This is a genomic window from Singulisphaera acidiphila DSM 18658, from assembly GCF_000242455.2.
Lineage (GTDB): Bacteria > Planctomycetota > Planctomycetia > Isosphaerales > Isosphaeraceae > Singulisphaera > Singulisphaera acidiphila.
The window spans coordinates 5,741,390-5,758,947 of sequence record NC_019892.1; the positions used below are offsets into that span (position 1 = coordinate 5,741,390).

Annotated in this window: 13 protein-coding genes; 7 read left to right on the top strand and 6 right to left on the bottom strand. The window is 63.7% G+C overall.

Translation table 11 applies throughout. From position 1 onward, the window contains the following. Nucleotides 1–153 precede the first annotated feature (153 nt). The 3 genes from SINAC_RS22700 to SINAC_RS22710 all read right to left on the bottom strand — a co-directional run bounded on the left by SINAC_RS22700 (nt 154) and on the right by SINAC_RS22710 (nt 9,670). The gene (locus SINAC_RS22700) at nt 154–2,760 is read right to left on the bottom strand and encodes a c-type cytochrome (RefSeq protein ID WP_015247927.1); all 2,607 of its coding nucleotides are present in this window, start codon (nt 2,758–2,760) and stop codon (nt 154–156) included. A 174-nt stretch (nt 2,761–2,934) separates the two neighbouring features. Then, nucleotides 2,935–4,413 (bottom strand): DUF1501 domain-containing protein, encoded by a 1,479-nt coding sequence (locus tag SINAC_RS22705; protein WP_015247928.1) that lies wholly within the window; start codon nt 4,411–4,413, stop codon nt 2,935–2,937. 139 nt (nt 4,414–4,552) lie between these two features. Further along, a complete protein-coding gene (locus tag SINAC_RS22710; protein ID WP_015247929.1) occupies nt 4,553–9,670 on the bottom strand; it encodes a DUF1549 domain-containing protein in 5,118 nt (1,705 codons plus the stop codon). A 778-nt stretch (nt 9,671–10,448) separates the two neighbouring features. Between SINAC_RS22710 and SINAC_RS22715 the strand changes: the two genes are divergently transcribed. Beyond that, nucleotides 10,449–11,327, top strand: a complete 879-nt coding sequence (locus SINAC_RS22715; RefSeq protein WP_015247930.1) for a sugar phosphate isomerase/epimerase family protein — start codon at nt 10,449–10,451, stop codon at nt 11,325–11,327. A gap of 91 nt (nt 11,328–11,418) precedes the next feature. Here SINAC_RS22715 and SINAC_RS22720 read toward each other — a convergent pair whose 3' ends face one another. Then, entirely contained in the window at nt 11,419–11,868 is a 450-nt protein-coding gene (locus SINAC_RS22720; RefSeq protein ID WP_015247931.1) for an SET domain-containing protein, read from the bottom strand. 281 nt (nt 11,869–12,149) lie between these two features. Further along, nucleotides 12,150–12,731: a hypothetical protein gene (locus tag SINAC_RS22725; protein WP_015247932.1), complete on the bottom strand. Its 582-nt coding sequence runs from the start codon at nt 12,729–12,731 to the stop codon at nt 12,150–12,152. A 402-nt stretch (nt 12,732–13,133) separates the two neighbouring features. Between SINAC_RS22725 and SINAC_RS22730 the strand changes: the two genes are divergently transcribed. Then, complete coding sequence (locus SINAC_RS22730; protein WP_015247933.1) at nt 13,134–13,757, top strand: TlpA family protein disulfide reductase; 624 nt, start codon at nt 13,134–13,136, stop codon at nt 13,755–13,757. 14 nt (nt 13,758–13,771) lie between these two features. Next, a complete protein-coding gene (locus SINAC_RS22735; protein ID WP_015247934.1) occupies nt 13,772–14,323 on the top strand; it encodes a DNA-3-methyladenine glycosylase in 552 nt (183 codons plus the stop codon). 47 nt (nt 14,324–14,370) lie between these two features. On the opposite strand, the gene SINAC_RS22740 is transcribed toward SINAC_RS22735, so the two are convergent. Next, nucleotides 14,371–15,162: a YhfC family glutamic-type intramembrane protease gene (locus tag SINAC_RS22740; protein ID WP_015247935.1), complete on the bottom strand. Its 792-nt coding sequence runs from the start codon at nt 15,160–15,162 to the stop codon at nt 14,371–14,373. A gap of 21 nt (nt 15,163–15,183) precedes the next feature. Between SINAC_RS22740 and SINAC_RS40130 the strand changes: the two genes are divergently transcribed. From SINAC_RS40130 to SINAC_RS22760, 4 genes are all read left to right on the top strand, one after another. Continuing rightward, nucleotides 15,184–15,414, top strand: coding sequence for a hypothetical protein (locus SINAC_RS40130; RefSeq protein WP_154673872.1), 231 nt, complete (start codon nt 15,184–15,186; stop codon nt 15,412–15,414). 325 nt (nt 15,415–15,739) lie between these two features. Continuing rightward, entirely contained in the window at nt 15,740–16,081 is a 342-nt protein-coding gene (gene uraH, locus SINAC_RS22750; RefSeq protein WP_015247936.1) for a hydroxyisourate hydrolase, read from the top strand. Nucleotides 16,082–16,083: 2 nt separating this feature from the next. Continuing rightward, entirely contained in the window at nt 16,084–17,013 is a 930-nt protein-coding gene (gene pucL, locus SINAC_RS22755) for a factor-independent urate hydroxylase (protein WP_015247937.1), read from the top strand. A gap of 123 nt (nt 17,014–17,136) precedes the next feature. Further along, nucleotides 17,137–17,544, top strand: coding sequence for a RidA family protein (locus SINAC_RS22760; protein ID WP_015247938.1), 408 nt, complete (start codon nt 17,137–17,139; stop codon nt 17,542–17,544). The last annotated feature ends 14 nt before the right edge of the window (nt 17,545–17,558 follow it).

Genomic DNA, 17,558 nt, shown 5'->3' on the forward strand with positions numbered 1-17,558 from the left:
ACGCTCGAAGTTCCTGGAGCGAAGATCACCGGGAAACGCGCGGATGCTCATAAAAAAGATGCCAGCAGACCAGGTCTGCTGGCATCTTTTTCGGATTTGGAATGCTTCGGTGAGATTCCGAATTCCCGTGGTTGACTCTTTCGCGTCAACGGCTCACTTCGCCGCCTGGCTCTCAGCCTCGACCGATCCGGCCTGTGCTGCTCGGCCCTCGGGGCGGAACATCTCGCTCTTGCGATCGCCCCGGGAGAGGAGGTAGGCGGTCAGGTCGAGGATTTCGTCCTGGCTGAGCGTGTTGAAGAGCCCTTCGGGCATCATCGACACGGGGGACGGCTTCATCTCTTCGACCTTCGTGCGGTTGACGTTTACCAGCCCGTTGGGGTCGAGCATGTTGACGTTGATCGTCAGGTTGTCACCGTTGAGGTTGACGATGCGGCCGGTGACGACTTCGCCGTCGACCGTGGCGATGGTCACGGCCTCGTACTGGTCGCTGATCGTCTTGCTCGGCAGTACGATCGACTCGAGGAGGTCGCGGGCGCTGAACCGGCCGGAGGCGCCGGTGAGGTCGGGACCGAAGGAACCCCCTTCGTTGTTGTAGCGGTGGCACGAGGCGCACTGGGCGGCGCCGAAGAGGAGGCGGCCCCGATCGAAGTTGCGGCCTTTCAAGCCCTTATCCACGATCGGAACCAGCTCGTCGAGCGTCCAGGCCTTCACGAACGGCCGGGGCGGGGCGGCCGCGACGACGGCCGTCTGGACGGGAGGCTCGTCGAGGAGGGCTCCCAGCGCGGTCTTGTCGCCGTCGCTGAGCGTGGCGATCGCGTCGTTCCGGATGATCTTGATGAACCCGCGGAAGCTGTTGCCCCCTCGGTAGTTGTACGCCTTGCGGATCCACTCGAAATAGGCCTTGCGCAGCTCGGGCGTCCAGCTTGTCTTGAGCGCACGGAGGGAGCGGCCGTACTCGAGCTGCTCCTCCTGGGTGGGGGCCTCCTGGAGCAAGGCGACCGTCTTGGCGGCGGCGTAGGGGGCTTCGAGGTAGATGACGATGGAAGCCAGTTCTCCGTTGATGGCGGGGCCGCTACCCGGGTAGATCGTGTCGAAGAAGGCGGCCAGGCGGGAGACGGTCGCGGCGTCGGGGCGGCCGAGACGGTTGAGGACGACTTCATAGACGCGCAGGAGGTCGAGCTTTTGAGCGTCGGAGAGTGTGGACCAGGTCAGTCGGTCGAGCGATTCGAGGATCCGCCCTTGGAGTGCGGGGTCGGGCTTGGGATCGGTCGGCTTGCGATGGAATGGGTCGTTGGCGCTGACCCGGGTAAGAGCCAGGAGGGCGGAGAGGGAGGCCTGCGGATCCTTCTCGGCCAGGGCGCGGTCGCGCCAGGTGTCGGGGTCTTGGTGTTCGATCGCGACGCGGGCGGCCCAGCGGATGAAGCGGTCGGGGCTGCCCAGGTGGGGCCAGGCGGCGTCGACGGCCTTCGGGTCGCGGTGGCCGTGGAAGGCTTCGAGCTGGTGCCGGAGGGCGCGGGCGGCCGTGCCGGCATCGGCGGTGGGGACCGCAGGGGTGGTCGGCTCATCGCCCGTGTAGGTGACGCGGTAGAGGCCCGATTGGGTCTTCCGGCCGCCGACGGCGAAGTACATGGCGCCGTCGTTGGGGTTGATGACGAGGTCGGTCAAGGCGAGCGGGGTGCCGGAGATGAATTCCTCGAGCTCGCCCGTGAACGAGGCCCCGTCGGGCTTGAGGTGAACGGCGTAGAGCTTGCCGTAGCTCCAGTCGCAGATGAAGTAGGCGTTCTGGTACTTCGCCGGGAATTTCGCACCGTAGCCGAAGACGACGCCCGTGGGCGAGCCAGGGCCGATGTTGACCACGGCCCCGAGGCTATCCGGGTAGTACGCCGGCCACTTGCCGGCCCCGTTCCGCCAGCCGAACTCCGCGCCGCTGACGACATGGTTGACCCGGGTGGGCCGATACCAGGGCGTGTTCATGTCCCATTCCATGTCGGCGTCGTAAGCGAAGAGCTCGCCGTCGCGGTTGTAGGCGGCGTCGAACTCGTTGCGGAAGCCGTTGGCGATCAGCTCCCACTTTTTCCCGTCGGGGTCGGTGCGGTAGATGCAGCCGCCGGGGGCGAGTGTGTCGCGCATGAAGCCGTTGCCGTCGGGCATCCGGGGGAGCAGGTGGTCTTCACCCCAGATCCGGGGCACGCGGGACTCGTCGACATTGATCAGCTTGGTGGCGTTGCCGCAGACGATCGTGAGCGACTTGCCGTCGGGGCTGAGCAGGACCGCGTGCGGGCCGTGTTCCCCGCCGCCATCGATCTGGCGGAGCAGTTCGACCTTGTCGAGCTGGTCGTCATTGTTGGTGTCGGTGACCCGGTAGAGTCCGCTCTTGAACTTACCGCCGGTGTTCACGACGACGTAGAGGCTGTCGAACGCCCAGAGCAGCCCTTGTGCCTCGCCGATCTCGACGGCGATCGGTTCCACCTTGAGGTCTTCGGCCTTGCCGGTGATCGGCGGGAGCGTGACCCGGTAGAGCTTGCCGTACTGGTCCGAGACGATGAGCCGGCCCTTCGGGTCGGTCGTCATGTTGACCCACGACCCTTGCTCCTCTTTGGGCACCGAATAGAGGAGGTCGACTTTGAAGCCCTTGAGCGGCTTGAGCCGGTCGGCCGGCGTGGCGGAGGCGCGACTGGGGCGGTCGGCCCCCTGGGTCGCAGTCGAGCCTGGAACGAACAGCGCGATGGCCAGCGCCGTGCGCGTCAAGATACGAAGCATCGTGGTCGGACCCTAATTCGGAGAGGACCCCGGCCTGCTCGGCCGGGAAAGAAATAAAAAGAAGAAGCGGCCGACGCACTCGGCCTGACCGGGATTCCTGTGCGGAGACAGGAACGCGGACCGGCGATCCCGATAGGGCCGGTCCGCGTTTTTTTTTGGAGGTTTGCGCGGATTTTAAACGAAGAGTCGGGTCACGGCCTCGGCCTTGACCAGCTCGCGCGGCTGGTTCAGGTGGTTGTAGACGATGGTGGCCGGGTCGATCCCGAACGTGCGGTAGATCGTCGCCAGCAGCTCGCCGGGGTGGACCGGGTCTTCGGCAGGGGCCGATCCGGTCTTGTCCGACTTGCCGTGGACGTTGCCTCGCTTGATCCCGGCCCCTGCGACGACCGCCGTGTAGCAGTACGGCCAGTGGTCTCGGCCATCGGCACTGTTGCCGTTGCCCGAGGTGCTCACGCCCTTTTGCGGACTTCGGCCGAACTCGCCGACGGCCACCACCAACGTTTCTTCGAGCATTCCCCGCTCGTCGAGGTCGGAGAGCAGGGCGGAGAGACCGGTGTCGAGCATCGGCCCGGACTGATCCTTCATCCGCTGGGTCAGGCCGACGTGGTGGTCCCACGAGTGGTTGTCCGAGTTCGCCACCTTGGGCCAGACCACTTCGACGACGCGGGTGCCGGCCTCGACCAGCCGACGAGCGAGCAGGCAGCTCTGGCCGAACGTGTTCCGGCCGTACGTGTCGCGCGTTTTGGGGGTCTCTTGCTCAAGGTTGAACGCCTCGCGGGCCCGGCCCGAGACGATCAGCTTCAGGGCCCGGTCGTAGTACTCATCGAGGTTGTAGTCCGTGACCGCCTTCTCGAGCACCGGCATTCCCGAGTTGATCGCGTCGCGGAGCTTGGCCCGACGCTCGAGCCGGACGGAGAAGACTTCGGGCCGGAGCTGAAGGTCGTCGACCTTGATCCGGCTCATCTTCGCCATGTCCATGTCGTCCCCCTCGGGGTAGAGGGTGTAGGGGTCGAACGCCTTGCCGAGGAAGCCGGCGGTCCCCCCCTTGCCGACGACGTTTGACTCCTGGAGCGGGCGCGGGAGCATGACGAACGGGAGCATCGGCTCGGTCGGCGGCTTGAGCCTGATCAGGTTCGACCCGAAGTTGGGGAAGTCCTTCGGGCTGGGGGGCTCAAGCTGGCCGGACGGGCTGACCTTGTCGGTCGTGTAGCCGGTCATCATCTGGTAGATGGCGGCCGTGTGGTTGAACAGGCCGTTGGGCGTGTAGCTCATCGACCGGATCAGGGTGAACTTGTCGGTGATCTGCGCCAGCTTGGGGAGGATCTCGGTGAACCGGACGCCGGGGACCTTGGTGTCGATCGGCTTGAACTCGCTCCGGACGTTGTCCGGCACGTTGTCCTTGGGATCCCAGAGGTCGAGGTGGCTCGGCCCCCCCTGGAGGTAGACCATGATGATGCTCTTAGCCTTCCCCCAGCCTGCGCCCCCGATCTTGGGGGCCGTTGTCGTGGCGGCCGAGGCGGCCTGGAGCTGGAAGAGCGAGCCGAGCGAGAGGCCCATCAGGCTCGATCCGCCCACCCGAAGGATGTCCCGGCGGGTCATCCCGAGGTGTGAGTCGCACAGGTCTTTCCCAGGCCGTCCGGGAACAATGATCATCGCGAAGCTCCTTCGGTTGCGATCGTTCCGACCCACCGATTCTCCCCCAGCCGAGCGGCGGGGGGAAGAGGTCAGTCGGAACGGTCGGCTGGCTGGCCCCGACGAGGGAGGCCCGAGTTCGAGACCTTGAGCGGGATCATCAATGATTGAACAGGAACGCAGGGCTGTTGATCAAGGCCCAGGCGACGTCCTGGGCCGTGGTGAGCCGCCGAGTGGCGGCCTGCTGGATGCTCATCTCGACGTCCTTGCGCAACTGCGCCAGGGTGGGATCGACCGGCACGGGCTTGCGGGCGAACTCGAGCTGATTGCGCAGATCCTGGAGTTTCGGATCGACCGGCAAGGGGGCCTTGCTTGCGTTTACGGCGTTGCGCTTCTTGCTGAACTCGGGGTCGACCGCCCGGTGGTAGGCCAGGAGTGTCTCCTGCTGGGCCTTGGTCCGGACTTCGGGGGCGGTCGCCACGATCGCCCGCAGGTCTTCGGGAAGGCCCAGGCCGATCGGCTTGGCCAGCCTCGTGACCGAGATTCGGAACTTACCCGGCATGAACTGCTTGCCGTTGTAGAGATGGCTCATGCTGACCGTGAGCACGGTCCCACCCTCGAAGCCGACCGGTTCGCCGGTCTCGAAGGTCGCCCAGTGGTTCACTCCGTAGGCGGGCGCGATCGCCCACCCTTTGCCGCCGTTGGGAGACCCGTCGACCGTATGCTTGATCTCGAAGCCGCCTTGGCTGAAGTCGGCCAGCGGTGCGGTCAGCATAATCGGCTTCGCCTGCTTGGGGTCGGCCTTGGGGGCGGCGGTCACCTTGATCTCGTTGATTACGAAGTTGCCGTCAGGCGCCCGTCCCGGCCCCTTGTTCGGCAGGCTGTCGTCGGGCAAGAGCTCGAGCCGGACCCCCGTGATCCCCGTCAGGTCGGTTGCGGCGACGAACTGCACGAGCCCTTGCTCGTCCTTGCCGGACACCAGGACGGCCGCGTCGGGCAGGGTTTGGAAGCTGGCCCCGTTGCGGTCGCTGACGCTCGTCGGGGTGAGGGGCTGCCACTGTGCGATCGGCGACTGCCCTTTCTCCCAGGCGGCGACCTTGGCGGGCAGGCCCGTCTCGTAGGCGTTCGCGTCGGCCTCGAGCTTGGCGGTCTGCTCGGCCTTCTGCTTTTCGAGCTCGGCCAGCTTGGGGGCCAACTCCGCCTCGTAGGCGGTCAGCGTGGCCTGTGCCGTTGCAACGGCCGCTTCCCGTTCGCGTTCCAGTTGCGGCCGTTGCAAGGCGAACGCGGTTTCCCGCTTGCCCAGCTCTGTGGCCATCGTCCTGTGATCTTCGTCGATCGCTTGCAGGTCTTTCAGGCAGGCCTCGATCTCCGCCTTGGTGGCCGAGCGATTCAAGACCCGCATGAAGAGCTCGTTGACGAGCTTGGCGTCATCCGTCTCGCGGCCGACCAGCTTCGAGATCTCGTTGCCCGGGTCGGCGATGGCGTCGGCCAAGGTCGGCCCACTCACCAGGGCCATGATCGGGCCAAGCTGGAGGCCGCTGGAACGCTCGCACTCGCAGGCGCTTTCACGGACCGGGCGGCCGAACGTCGACAGGAAGCCGCTCGGCAACTCCACGCCCGAGTCCGGCAAGGCCGCCGCCCGGATCCCGGCCGGCACTCCTGGGAACTTCGACTGCGAGCCGGTGACCCGGTAGACCGCGTCCAGCAGCACTTCCGCCGGCAGACGCCGAGCGGCCGCGTGCGAGCCGTTGATCTTGTCGTCTTCGTTCCACTTGTTCGTGGCCACCGAAAGCTGGTAGGTCCGCGACTTGCAGATCAACCGCAAGATGTGCCTTGCATCGAAGTTCGAGTCGACGAACTCGCTGGTCAGGTAGTTGAGCAGCTCGGGGTTGGTTGCCGGGTTGCCCGCGCGGATGTCGTCGATCGGCTCGATGACCCCGACGCCGAAAAGGTAGCCCCAGAGCCGGTTGACATAGCTCTTGGCGAAGTAAGGGTTGTCCTTGGCCGTGATCCAATCAGCCAGGTTCTCGCGGCGGCTGGCCGTCTCGACGACCTTGTGCGACGCGGGGAAGGGGAACTTCGGCGGGGTGACCTGCTTGGTCCGGTCGTGCTCGACCTCACCGGTCTTCTTGTCGAAAACCTCTTCGTAGAGCGCCTTGGCCCCTTCGACGGCCGTCCCCCCGATGTTCCGGCCCTTGCTTTCGGGGTCGTCCTTGAGGCCGACCTGCGCGAAGTAGGCGGACGTCTCGTAATACTGGTCTTGCGTCCAGCGTTCGAACGGATGGTCGTGGCACTTGTTGCAGTTGAACCGGACCCCCAGGAAGAGCTGGGTGGTGTTCTCCATGATCGCGGTCGGCTCGCGGAGAATCTTGTAATAGGCGGCCGCGGGGTTGACTCGGTTCGAGCCCGAGGAGGTCAGGATCGTGCGGACGAGCTGGTCGTAGGGCAGGTTCTTCTCAACCTGCTGGCGGATCCACTGGCGGAAGGCCGAGGCCCCCGCGACGTCGAGGAACTTCCGGTTGACTTGCAGCAGGTCGGCCCACTTGTTGGTCCAGTAGTCGACGAAGTCGGGGCTGCCGATGAGCCGATCGACCAGCTCATCGCGCTTGACGCGCGACTCCTTGGGATCGTCGAGGAAGTGGCGGACGTCATCGGCCGACGGGGGGAGCCCGGTCAGGTCGAGGTAGACGCGGCGGAGGAACTCGGCGTCGGAGCAGAGATCCGACGGGAGGATTTTCATCCGCTCCCACTTGGCGGCCGTCAGCTCGTCGATCTTGTTATAGGTGGGGGGCTGCACCCAGACGAACCCGGTGCGGTCTCCCATGACGGTGAGGGTGGAGGCGGCGTAGGCACCTTCGTAACGAACCAGAATCGGGGCCTCGCCTCGGCGGAGCGCGGTCATCAGGCCCCCTCGATCGGCGATGGCGACCTCGTTGTTACCGCTCTCAAGGAAGGCTTCGCGGGTCACGTCGCGGATCTCGCCGCTGGCATAGGTCGCCAGGACCCGGAGTTGCTGCCGGGCGCCGATTTGCTGGACGACGGGGTCGGCCGGGAAGACCTCGATCTTCTGGACTTTGGGGGTCGAGGCCTCGAGCTTGGCACCGTCGGTAATCCAGTTGCGGAGGGTCTCGTAGTAGGGCTCGCCCGGCTGGATGAGCTGGCCGCCGACGTGGGGAACGCTGCCGGTCGCTTTGAGGAGCATCAGGCTATCGTCAGGCGAGGCGAGGTTCACGCGCCGGGCGCCGTGGTCGTCGGTCAGAGCCCGGACGTCGAACAGAGGGTCGTAACCGCGAAGGGAGAGCTTGAAGCCGTTCTTCCCCTGGGCCGAGCCGTGGCAGGTCCCCGCGTTGCAGCCGAGGCGTGAGAGGACCGGATTGACGTCGTGGATGTAGTCGACCCGGATTGCGGTGTTGGCTCCGATGACCGTCACCGGCACCTCGGCAGTCTTGCCGCCGATCGTCAGGCTCAAGGTCGCCTTGCCATCGCTCGTCGGCCGGACCAGGCCGCCAGGCGTGGTCGTGGCCACGGGGGACGAAAAGTTCGGGGTCACTAGCCGGGTCACGTCGATCAGGTCGCCCGTCTCCGTCTTTGCCGTCACGACGAGCTGAACGTAGTCGAATCGATTCTTGAACTCGACCGCCGGGGGCTGGACCGTCAGTTCCGCGATCGTTACGCCCTTGGGGAGTGCTTCGGATTCGCTTGTCCCTTGCGGCTGGCTGACTGCGCTGGCCACCGTTGCCGTCCGCTCGGGCGGGGTGCCGCCCAGGGGGACCGGGGGGAACTCCTTGTCGAGCTTCCCGCCTTCGGTCTCGATCAAGCGGACGAGCCCGTCGGATCCAGCGGCGGCGACGGCCTTGCCGTCGGGCCGAACCGCGACCGCATAGATGGCGGTTTGGGGCAGGGGGAGGCTCACCAGTCGCTTGGCCGAGTCCTTTTGAGCCTTGTTCAGCTCGGCTCGCTCTTCGGCCGAGCGGTCCTTGCCTTCCTTGGCCAAGATCTTCTTGATGGGTTCGGAGACGTTGGCCGGGTCGAATTCGTAGGCGTAGATGTCGACTTGTCCTCGTCCGTCCAGGCTGCTGCCGGCGGCGAATCGCTTCCCGTCTGCGCTGGTGGAGACGCTGAAGATCCGGCCCGGCATGGCCTCGAACGAGGCGACATGATTGTCGTCGTCGCCGATCTTGCGGGCCGTCTCGCGATGGATCCGGTAGATCTTGGGCGAGCCGTCCGACCCTCCCATGAGGATTTCGTCGCGGTGAGGGTGCCGGGTGACCGAGGCCAGACCCCCTTTAAGGGCCCCCGGGGTGATCGACGTGATGTTATCGACGAACCGCTGGGTGGCCACCTCCGTCAGCTTGGCCGTCATGTCGCGGCCGACCGACATCAGGTGGGAGCCGTCGATCGAGAAGGCCGTGTTGAGTACCCAGTCGTTGTGCGACCCCATGTACACGACCTGTTGGCCGGTCTGGGAATCGATGGCCCGGACCGTATTGTCGGAGCAGCCGAAGGCGATCTTGCTGCCGTCGGGCGACCAGCTCGCGCCGTAGACGGTGTCAAAAGTCACTGGAACCGACATCGCGAGTTTCTGGGTCGCGACGTTCCAGACCTGCACTTCGCCCATCCGGCCGGGCCGGCCGCCGGTCACGACGAGCCGCTTACCGTCGGGTGAGTACCGGACCGACTCGATCCGCTCGGAGAGCCCGATCAAGCGGCCGACCAGCTCGGAGCCGTCGGCCTTCCAGAGCAGGACCTCGTGGAACCCGCCCACCGCCAGGGTCTGCCCGTCGGGCGCGTAGTCGAGCGCGGTGACGACCGGGGATCGGGTATAGACGGGGGGATGGTCCTTGTCATAGCGGACCAGGGCGGCGGCCGGGGTGTCGTCGCTGGCCCCTTGAGCGACCCAGCGGCGGATCAGGTCGAGCTCCGCCGGGCTCAAGGGGGGCTTCTCCTTGGGCATTGCCGCCTTCCCCGCCTCAGGAGTGACCTGTTCGAGCAGGTGGCTCTCTTCGGGCTTTTTGGGGACGATCGCCGCCAGTTTCGACTCGCCGCCGGCCAGGAGCCGGTCGAAGGCGGTCATGACGTAACCACCGCCCGCCTTGGCCGGTTGATGGCAGCCCTGGCACTGAGCCTGGAAGATCGGGCGAATCTGTTTGTAATAGCTGACCGTCTCGTCCGACCCGGCTGGCTTCGCGGGGTCGCCGGCCGCCTGGCCGGCGATCGGAAGGGTGAACAGGGTCGAGAGGGCCAGAACCCGCAGGCTCCACGTCGGTCTCATTGCCATCTGGCTCACTCCTCGATAGGACCCGCGGCTCGTTCAAAAAGGGCGGAACCTCGGAACGAGCAACTTCGGGCCGGGACGCACAACGGTCGAGGCGGGCGGAAGGTCGGTGTCGTGTGGGCAACCCACGGGCGATCAATTTATGGAAGGTTTAACCTTCGCACTGTAACGACCCAAAGACACCACTGTCAACGCAATAGTGAAATCCATTGCAGGTCGACGAATTTCTTCTGGCCTTAATGATTCGGGCCATGTGACCGGTCTCGCCGACTTGATTGATAGAAGCGTCATATGCGTCACTCCGATAGGCGAGTGAACGAGGTCCGCAGGCATGCGGGCTCGATCTCGTGGAGTGAATTGCAAGCCCGTTTCGTGGATGGGGTCTTCCCTTGATTTTCGGGCGGGCACCGGGTGTCACGGGTTGAGTGTCTGGAGTGATCGTGTTGTTTGTGATTGTTTGTGTGAATATTTTGAATATTTGTGTGTATTGGTTCAGGATGTCTGTGAAATAATCGCAGGAGCATCCGGTTTCGGTGGATGTCCTCTCAGCCCACGTTGCTCGCGAAATCCACGGCCGGATCCGCTTTCGTGTTTTTCACGCTGAGTGAAGAGGAAGGCGACACACGGATTTCTTGCCGTAAGGCAGTGGTGGGGCGACTGTCTTTGAGGGCCGCGGTATTATGCTGGTTTGGTTCGGGGAGATTGCCTTCCGCCGCTCAAACGCGACGGTGGTTGGTGGGGAACCGGCATCATCGAGTCGGTGCGAAGAAGGAGAATGATGATGAGTTCGTCGACGGCTCTTTCGCGACGGGGCTTCGGCCGGCTTGGGGCTTCAGCCGCGCTGCTTTCGCCGCTGGCCGGGTTGGTCCCGCAGGCGTTGGCCGCGCCTGGTGATTCCCCAAGATCGGACGGCGATCCTTGGTTGGGGTTGAAGGTGGGGGTGGCGTCCTACAGCCTGAGCAAGCTCTCGCTGGACGAGGCGATCAAAGGGATTCGCCGGGTCGGGGTGAATTACGTTTCGATCAAGGACTCCCACCTTCCGCTCAAGAGTACCGCCGAGCAGCGGAAGGCCGTGGTTCGCAAGTTCCGTGATGCGGGGATCACGACCTTGAGCTGTGGCGTGGTGGGCATGAACGACGATGAGGCCAGTCTCCGCAACGCGTTCGAGTACGCGCGTGATGCCGGAATTCCGACCATCGTCTGCAAGCCGACGCGGAAATCTCTCCCGCAGTTGGACAAGCTGGTCAAGGAGTTCGACATCCGGCTTGCCATTCACAACCATGGCCCTGAAGATCAAGTTTGGCCCTCGCCGCTCGATGCCTGGGAGGCCGTTCAGCCCTTCGACGAGCGGATCGGACTCTGTATCGACGTGGGACACACCGCGCGTTGCGGGGTCGATCCCGCTGAGGCCATTCGCAAGTGTGCGCCGCGGCTCTACGACCTCCACTTCAAAGATCTGGCGAGCCGCGAGGGGAAGTCGAGGCCGGTGGTCGTCGGTTGGGGTGTGCTCGACACGCTCGCGATGTTACGTGCCCTGCTCGAGATCAAGTATTCTCATCACGTCGGCCTCGAATACGAAGCCGAGATGAACGACCCGCTCCCCGGTGTCGCCGAAAGCATCGGTTACGTGCGTGGTGCTCTCGCAAGCCTGAAGAGTTAACCCAACAAGGCCAAGGCCAAGGCCGGGAATCTCCTCCCGGCCCCTCCGGCCAAATCCCTACGTCCGGGCGATTCCCCCGAAGGGATCTTCTTCACGGCTGTTTCTTCCTAGCGGTCTTCGGCGATCTGCCTGGCTGATCGCCATCGCCCTTGGCTTCGACGACTGCGAACCCCACTGCCGAATCATCGTCCGGGTCGCCATTGTAGTTGACCGTGATCTCTTCGCCCGGCTCGATGTCGCGCAACGAGGTGAAGACCTTGGTCCGTTGGCCCCGGTCGTCATAGCGGGCGTTCGGGCGGAACGAATGGTTGTAGAGCGAACCGTAGCCGAGAGCCAGGGCTACGGTGTCTTTGCTCCACAGGAAGCAGTAGTGCCCCAGGCTCGTCCAGGCCGAGCCCTGCTTGAGTTCGTCAATCGGCACGACGAGCACGGGAACCCGTTCGATCACCTCCCCCTCTCGAATCAGCCGGCGCGCGAAAACACCTCGTCCTCGTCCGGGGGAACGCCGGACTTCGATCGCATCCGAATGCTCAAGCACCATCCATTTTTCTCCGGGGTCCGCTGCGCCGCGGCCCGCTTTCTCTCGAAATCAACAAGATCGTCCCCTTCGCCAAAGCCGAGTCGGCTTCGAGGGGGAGTGAATTCATGGCTTCTACCAACTCACAGATAATCGCTTGAGCATCGGCTTTGTCGGAAGACTTCGTCAACGCAGCCGGCGTGAGCCGAAGGAGCGGACGGTGAACACCGTGGCGAAGTGGGCCCTGGATGCTTGGCAAAAGGGGGGGCCAAGGACCAAGGGCAAGACGTGATCCACTCGCTGCGTCAGCCCATCAGGTCGACGACGGCGAGGCTGCGGTCGAGATTCAATGAGGACTTCAGGTCGGCGACCAGTAAGCGGTGTTGATCGCCAGCATCGGTGGGGACGGCGAGGTAGAGGTGTCCTTTGTAGATCACCCCTCGCGATGCTCCGTCGCTTGCCTCGGAGGGTCTGCGAACCTCGTCCCACGCTCGGACCGCTGAAATGATCTCTTCCTCCGCGTTCCGCAGGGCTCGTTGAATGACGTTCATCCACCTCTCCCAGGCTCGCTTTTCCTCGATCGCGGCTTGGCTCCGGCCGAACGCTCCGCCTTCATCCTGAAAGTGCTTGCTGTTCTCGAGGCGCCGGCGGACTTCGGCCAGCCGGTGCTTGAGTTCCAGAAAGTGGTCGAGGGCCGACTCCGTCTGCTCGATGGCCAGGGCGCGGTGATTGGCGATCGACTCGGTGACGACCGTCAAAGGGGCTAGCTCGGCGTAACTGACCACGTGAGGTCGGTGGGCACCCGAGGGCCGTGCCCTTCGCGAGAAGGATCGGCAGAAGGAGGAAAGGCTGTCGAATGCCTTGCTCGATGACGAAAGATCATCCATCGCCGTCCTCCTTGATGATGGAGTGACCGGAGCGTGCCCACCCTTTTACGAAGAGACCCTCGTCCGAATCTACGGATTCTCGGCGGTCCCCAGAACGGGAAAGCTTATGTTTTGCTCATCGGCAAATTGAGGCTCTGAATACCGGTCGCGTGCCCAGTTTTTTGGGGGGGAACCTGGCGGCGGTTCGGGTTGTGCGGCTGGTCCGGGATATTAGGGGTTGTTGAGTTCCCTTGGGATCAAACTGCGATTCGCGCGGTTGAGGACGGAGCCCCAACCCGAGCGAGTACGTGCTTGCGAACTGGTCTGAAGGTGGTCAAGCTGGACACCCGAGGTCAAAGCTCGCTCCCATGGGCGGGTCGCGGATTCCTTTTTGTGGACTCGTTCGCTCCGGGAGGACCGGCGATGGCAAGTTCGGACGTGCTTCGGCATGGCGTGGGGCTGGTTGCGGTTTTCGGAATCGCTCTTGGTCTCGGTCTCGTGAGCCTCGGGGCGGATCAGCCCGCCGATGACGCGACGACCACGGCCGGTGAAAGCAAGGTCCCTGATGAATGGCTGGAAGGCACGCGCAGTTCGCGGGCCATGCGGTTCGCTGAGCTGAAGGTGGGGGAGAACCCCCCGGCGCTGAAGGTCGGGGAATGGAAGAACGCCGACACGCTGGACCTGGCCGATCTCAAGGGCAAGGTCGTCCTGCTGGACTTCTGGGCCACGTGGTGCGGGCCTTGCCTTGTGAGCATTCCCCATACCAACGACCTCTACGAACGCTACAAGGGGGACGGCCTCGTCATCATTGGGGTCTGCCACAGCCGAGGGGCCGACCTGATGGGCAAGACGGCCGAGGACAAGGGGATCAAGTATCCGGTCGCCGCCGACGTCGACGGTGCGACCGTCGCCGCCTTCGCCGTGGACAGCTTCCCCGACTATTATTTCATCGACCGTGCGGGCAAGCTTCGGATTCTCGACTGCAAGAACAATAACGTGGAAGACGCCATCAAGCTCCTCCTGGCCGAGAAGGCGAAGTCAAAGTAAGGTCGGTGTCCCCGGTGCGCACGCTCCCGCGAACGTTCTACGATCGAAGTACGGAAACCGTGGCCAAAGAGCTCCTTGGGATGCTCCTGGTACATCGCATCGATGGGATCATGCGTGTCGGGCGGATCGTCGAGACGGAGGCTTATCTTGGTCCTCACGACCTCGCCGCGCACACGTCACGGGGGCGGACCGCTCGCACCGAGGTGATGTTCGGTCCGCCCGGCTATGCGTACGTCTATTTGATCTATGGAATTTATAACTGCCTGAACGTTGTGACCGAGGCTGAGGGGCATGGCTCGGCTGTTCTCTTTCGGGCTCTGGAGCCGATCGCGAACCTCGAAGGGGGGACGAAGGGCCCCGGCCTCCTCTGCCGCGCGATGGGGATCGACCGCCGGCTTTACGGTCACGACCTCACGAGCGACGATTTCTTCATCGCCGCGCCCGAGCGGCCAGAGGCGTTCACGATCGTCGCGCGGCCACGGGTCGGCGTGGACTACGCAGGGGAATGGGCTAGCCGGCCGCTCCGGTTCTATATCCAGAGCAACGCATTCGTTTCGCGGAAATGACCGGGTGAGATTGAGGAATTGCCTTGGATACTGCACTGCTCTGAAAATTAATCGGGGTGCTCAGCAACTGCGAGGTTCGGTTCGTCTCGCCGACGGATGCAGAACACCAGAATGGCAACCCCGGTCAAGGCGAACGGCAGGACAGCGAGCTCGAGCCACCACATGGACCGGCCTGCGAACTCTTGCGACAGGAGGAAGACCCCGGCGATCCCGTCCATGAGCGTGAACACCGCGAACCCCCAGAGCACCATCCACGGCCGTCGGCCCGCGACTCCCAACAAGACGAGACCCCGGGTCGAGGCGTGCCCTAAGAGGGCGATGATCCGCTCCGCTGGTGGAACCAGCCAGAACAGTGGAGTGGCGGTTGCACGGGCGAGTACCTCATTGCGCTCTCCCTTCGCGTCAGCCCCGTCCATCGCCACGGCGACCCAGATGCCAAGGCTGACAACTCCGAGTAGCAAAGCCTCGAAGGCGCCGGCCCCAACGCCCACGGCGACGGCCCTCCCAGCGTCGCGACCCAGGTGTCCCCACCGCCGTCCGGCCAGCCAGACCAGGCCCAGCTCGAACGCGGCGGACACGGCCCCCAGGTACAGGCCGGCTCCGGTTAGGAAGAGGGGGCGCGATAGGGCCCTCTTCAGAAACCCCACGGCGACTTGGTTGGCGAGCAGAGAGAAGGCCACTTTGAGGGCGACGGCGAGCGCCCACAGTCCGGCCCCGGCCCAGAACCACTTGAACTCGGCGCCCGAGGCCCGCCTCCATACGGCGATGGCGAGTACGGACACAAGGAACATTCCCAGGCCGGGGATGCCGAACAGGAGTAGGTTGGACGTTGGCTCCATGACCTGGCTCCAATGGAGGGAGTGAGACGGGGATCCGCCCCGCGCGGGACGATGGCCGTTGCCACACGAGCCGATCGCCCAAGCGGAGCCTGCCCACGACGACATCCTCGCATCCTCGACCCGTCCTATGCCAGTGGTTCTCCTCCCTTGCCGCTGTTCTCGACCGGCGCACCACTCCACGGCTCGCCCGCCACCTTCTCCCTCGGCTGCGCTGTCAGCGACTTCGGCTCCGACAACCTTCCTTTGGAATGAACGAGGTTGCCGAGTTCAGAAGGGCGTGAGCGCTCGCTGAATCCAGTCTTGCCATTGGTGACGATCCTGCTGGGTTGGTCCCTTTTCACCAACCCGGGAGCCAGCCCATGGCCCGCCCCGACGACCCCAGCCTCGAATGCGCCTGGCGGCAACGCCTTGAGCGGCAATCTCATAGCGGATTTACAGCGGGACCCATTTTTTTGGCATTTTTCTATCGATGATTAGAGAATTTTTGGAATCTTGTAAGAGCTGCTGTCAGCCGGAGTTGCTGACTCGCTACGAGAGATCGCCGTCTTTCAACCAAAATCTGTCCTACAGTGGAATTATGAGTATCAGCCGTATCACCACACACATTCTCGACACGACATGCGGACGACCAGCAGCCGGCGTGTCCGCCCGATTGGAATTCCAGGGTCCCGATGGTTGGCAAGAAATAGGCTCTGGCGTTAGCAACGAGGATGGGCGGATCATGAATCTAGGCCCGGCCGAGTTGGCGGTCGGGAACTACCGGATCGAAATCGATACCGGCGCCTATTACCGGCAGATCGAAACGGAATCCTTCTTCTCTTCCGTTTGCCTGGGCCTTGTTCTCAAGGATCCTGCACAGCATTACCATGTGCCATTGCTCATCAGCCCGTTCGCCATTTCTACCTATCGAGGCAGCTAACCATGACAACGCCATCGGGCGCAAATCCGGCCGACACAGCGCCAGACGGCAAGATCGTTCTGGGGAAGAACCAGTACGGAAAGGCCGGCAACCACGTCGTTCGGATCACCCGCGATACCGCCCGTCACGAGATTGAAGACCTGACCGTCATTTCCCAGTTGCGCGGTGACTTCGAGTCTTGCCACACCGAGGGGGACAATAGTCATTGCGTGGCCACGGACACCCAGAAGAATACGATCTTCTCGCTCGCACGCGATGGCGTGGGTTCCCCAGAGGCTTTCCTGCTGCGCCTGGGCAAACACTTCACCACCAGCTTCGAGTGGGTCAGCGGCGGCCGATGGGCCGCGGAGCAGTTCACGTGGCAGCGGATCAAGGTCGACGGCAAGGAGCATAATCATGCCTTCGTACAGAACCGTACCGAAACCCGTACCGCCGTGCTCCTGATCGACAAGGACGGTCCGCACCTCTTTGCCGGACTCAAGGATCTGACCGTGCTCAAGTCCACCGGTTCGGAGTTTCATGGCTTCCCGCAGGACAAATACACCACTCTGGTGGAGACCAGCGACCGCATCCTCTCCACCGACGTGGCGGCCCGCTGGCGCTACAACACCGCCGAGCTGGATTTCAATGCCGTCTATGCCGATGTCCGTCGAATTTTGCTGGAGACCTTTGCTAGTGTTCACTCACTGGCGCTGCAGCAAACACTCTTCCAGATGGGCAAAAACGTTTTGCAGGCCCACCGCAACATTGTGGATATCCGATTTTCCATGCCGAACAAGCACCACTTCGTCGTGGACCTGGCGCACTTTGGCCAGGACAACCCGAACGTCGTCTTCTGGGCTGCCGATCGTCCTTTCGGGCTGATTGAGGGAACCGTCAAACGCGATGATGCAGCCGATGATTTGTGGGAATCCGTCGCCGGCTTCTGCTAACTCGAACGGCGGGTCCTGGATCTGACTCGCCAGCCGCCCGTCGATAGATCAACCGTATTGGGAACATCGGTTGCATTAAGCCGGCTTGATTTTGCGGGAATTTTCAACCCTTGAGAGATGCCGATGTCCGACACGCGTGAAGGGGCTGTGCGCCACATCACCTGCGACAGGGTTACGAAGCCGCTGCCCATATACTCGCATGCGACCGTTCATAACGGCATCGTCTACGTCTCTGGCCTCCAGGGTTTCATTCCGGGGACATTCGATTTTCCGTCCCCGGCCCCTGCGGATCAAGCACGGCAGGCGCTCGCAAACCTGAAGGTGATTCTTGAGCAGGCGGGATCGAGCCTGAGCCATGTCCTCAAGATCACCATCTTCATGATCGATATGCGCGACTTTCCCAAGATCAACGAGGTGGTCAACGAGGTGTTTCCGGAGTTACCTCCCGCCCGGAGTTCGATCGCTGTGGCCGAGATTCCAAGGGAAGCGAAAGTGGCCATCGAGGCCATCGCAGCGCTGAGGAACGTTTGACGAGCGAGAGGGCG

Bases quoted from the DNA above. Each gene is read 5' to 3' on its own strand.
- SINAC_RS22700 (WP_015247927.1), bottom strand. From the start codon at position 2,760: ATGCTTCGTATCTTGACGCGCACGGCGCTGGCCATCGCGCTGTTCGTT.
- SINAC_RS22705 (WP_015247928.1), bottom strand. From the start codon at position 4,413: ATGATCATTGTTCCCGGACGGCCTGGGAAAGACCTGTGCGACTCACAC.
- SINAC_RS22710 (WP_015247929.1), bottom strand. From the start codon at position 9,670: ATGGCAATGAGACCGACGTGGAGCCTGCGGGTTCTGGCCCTCTCGACC.
- SINAC_RS22715 (WP_015247930.1), top strand. From the start codon at position 10,449: ATGAGTTCGTCGACGGCTCTTTCGCGACGGGGCTTCGGCCGGCTTGGG.
- SINAC_RS22720 (WP_015247931.1), bottom strand. From the start codon at position 11,868: ATGGTGCTTGAGCATTCGGATGCGATCGAAGTCCGGCGTTCCCCCGGA.
- SINAC_RS22725 (WP_015247932.1), bottom strand. From the start codon at position 12,731: ATGGATGATCTTTCGTCATCGAGCAAGGCATTCGACAGCCTTTCCTCC.
- SINAC_RS22730 (WP_015247933.1), top strand. From the start codon at position 13,134: ATGGCAAGTTCGGACGTGCTTCGGCATGGCGTGGGGCTGGTTGCGGTT.
- SINAC_RS22740 (WP_015247935.1), bottom strand. From the start codon at position 15,162: ATGGAGCCAACGTCCAACCTACTCCTGTTCGGCATCCCCGGCCTGGGA.
- uraH (WP_015247936.1), top strand. From the start codon at position 15,740: ATGAGTATCAGCCGTATCACCACACACATTCTCGACACGACATGCGGA.
- pucL (WP_015247937.1), top strand. From the start codon at position 16,084: ATGACAACGCCATCGGGCGCAAATCCGGCCGACACAGCGCCAGACGGC.
- SINAC_RS22760 (WP_015247938.1), top strand. From the start codon at position 17,137: ATGTCCGACACGCGTGAAGGGGCTGTGCGCCACATCACCTGCGACAGG.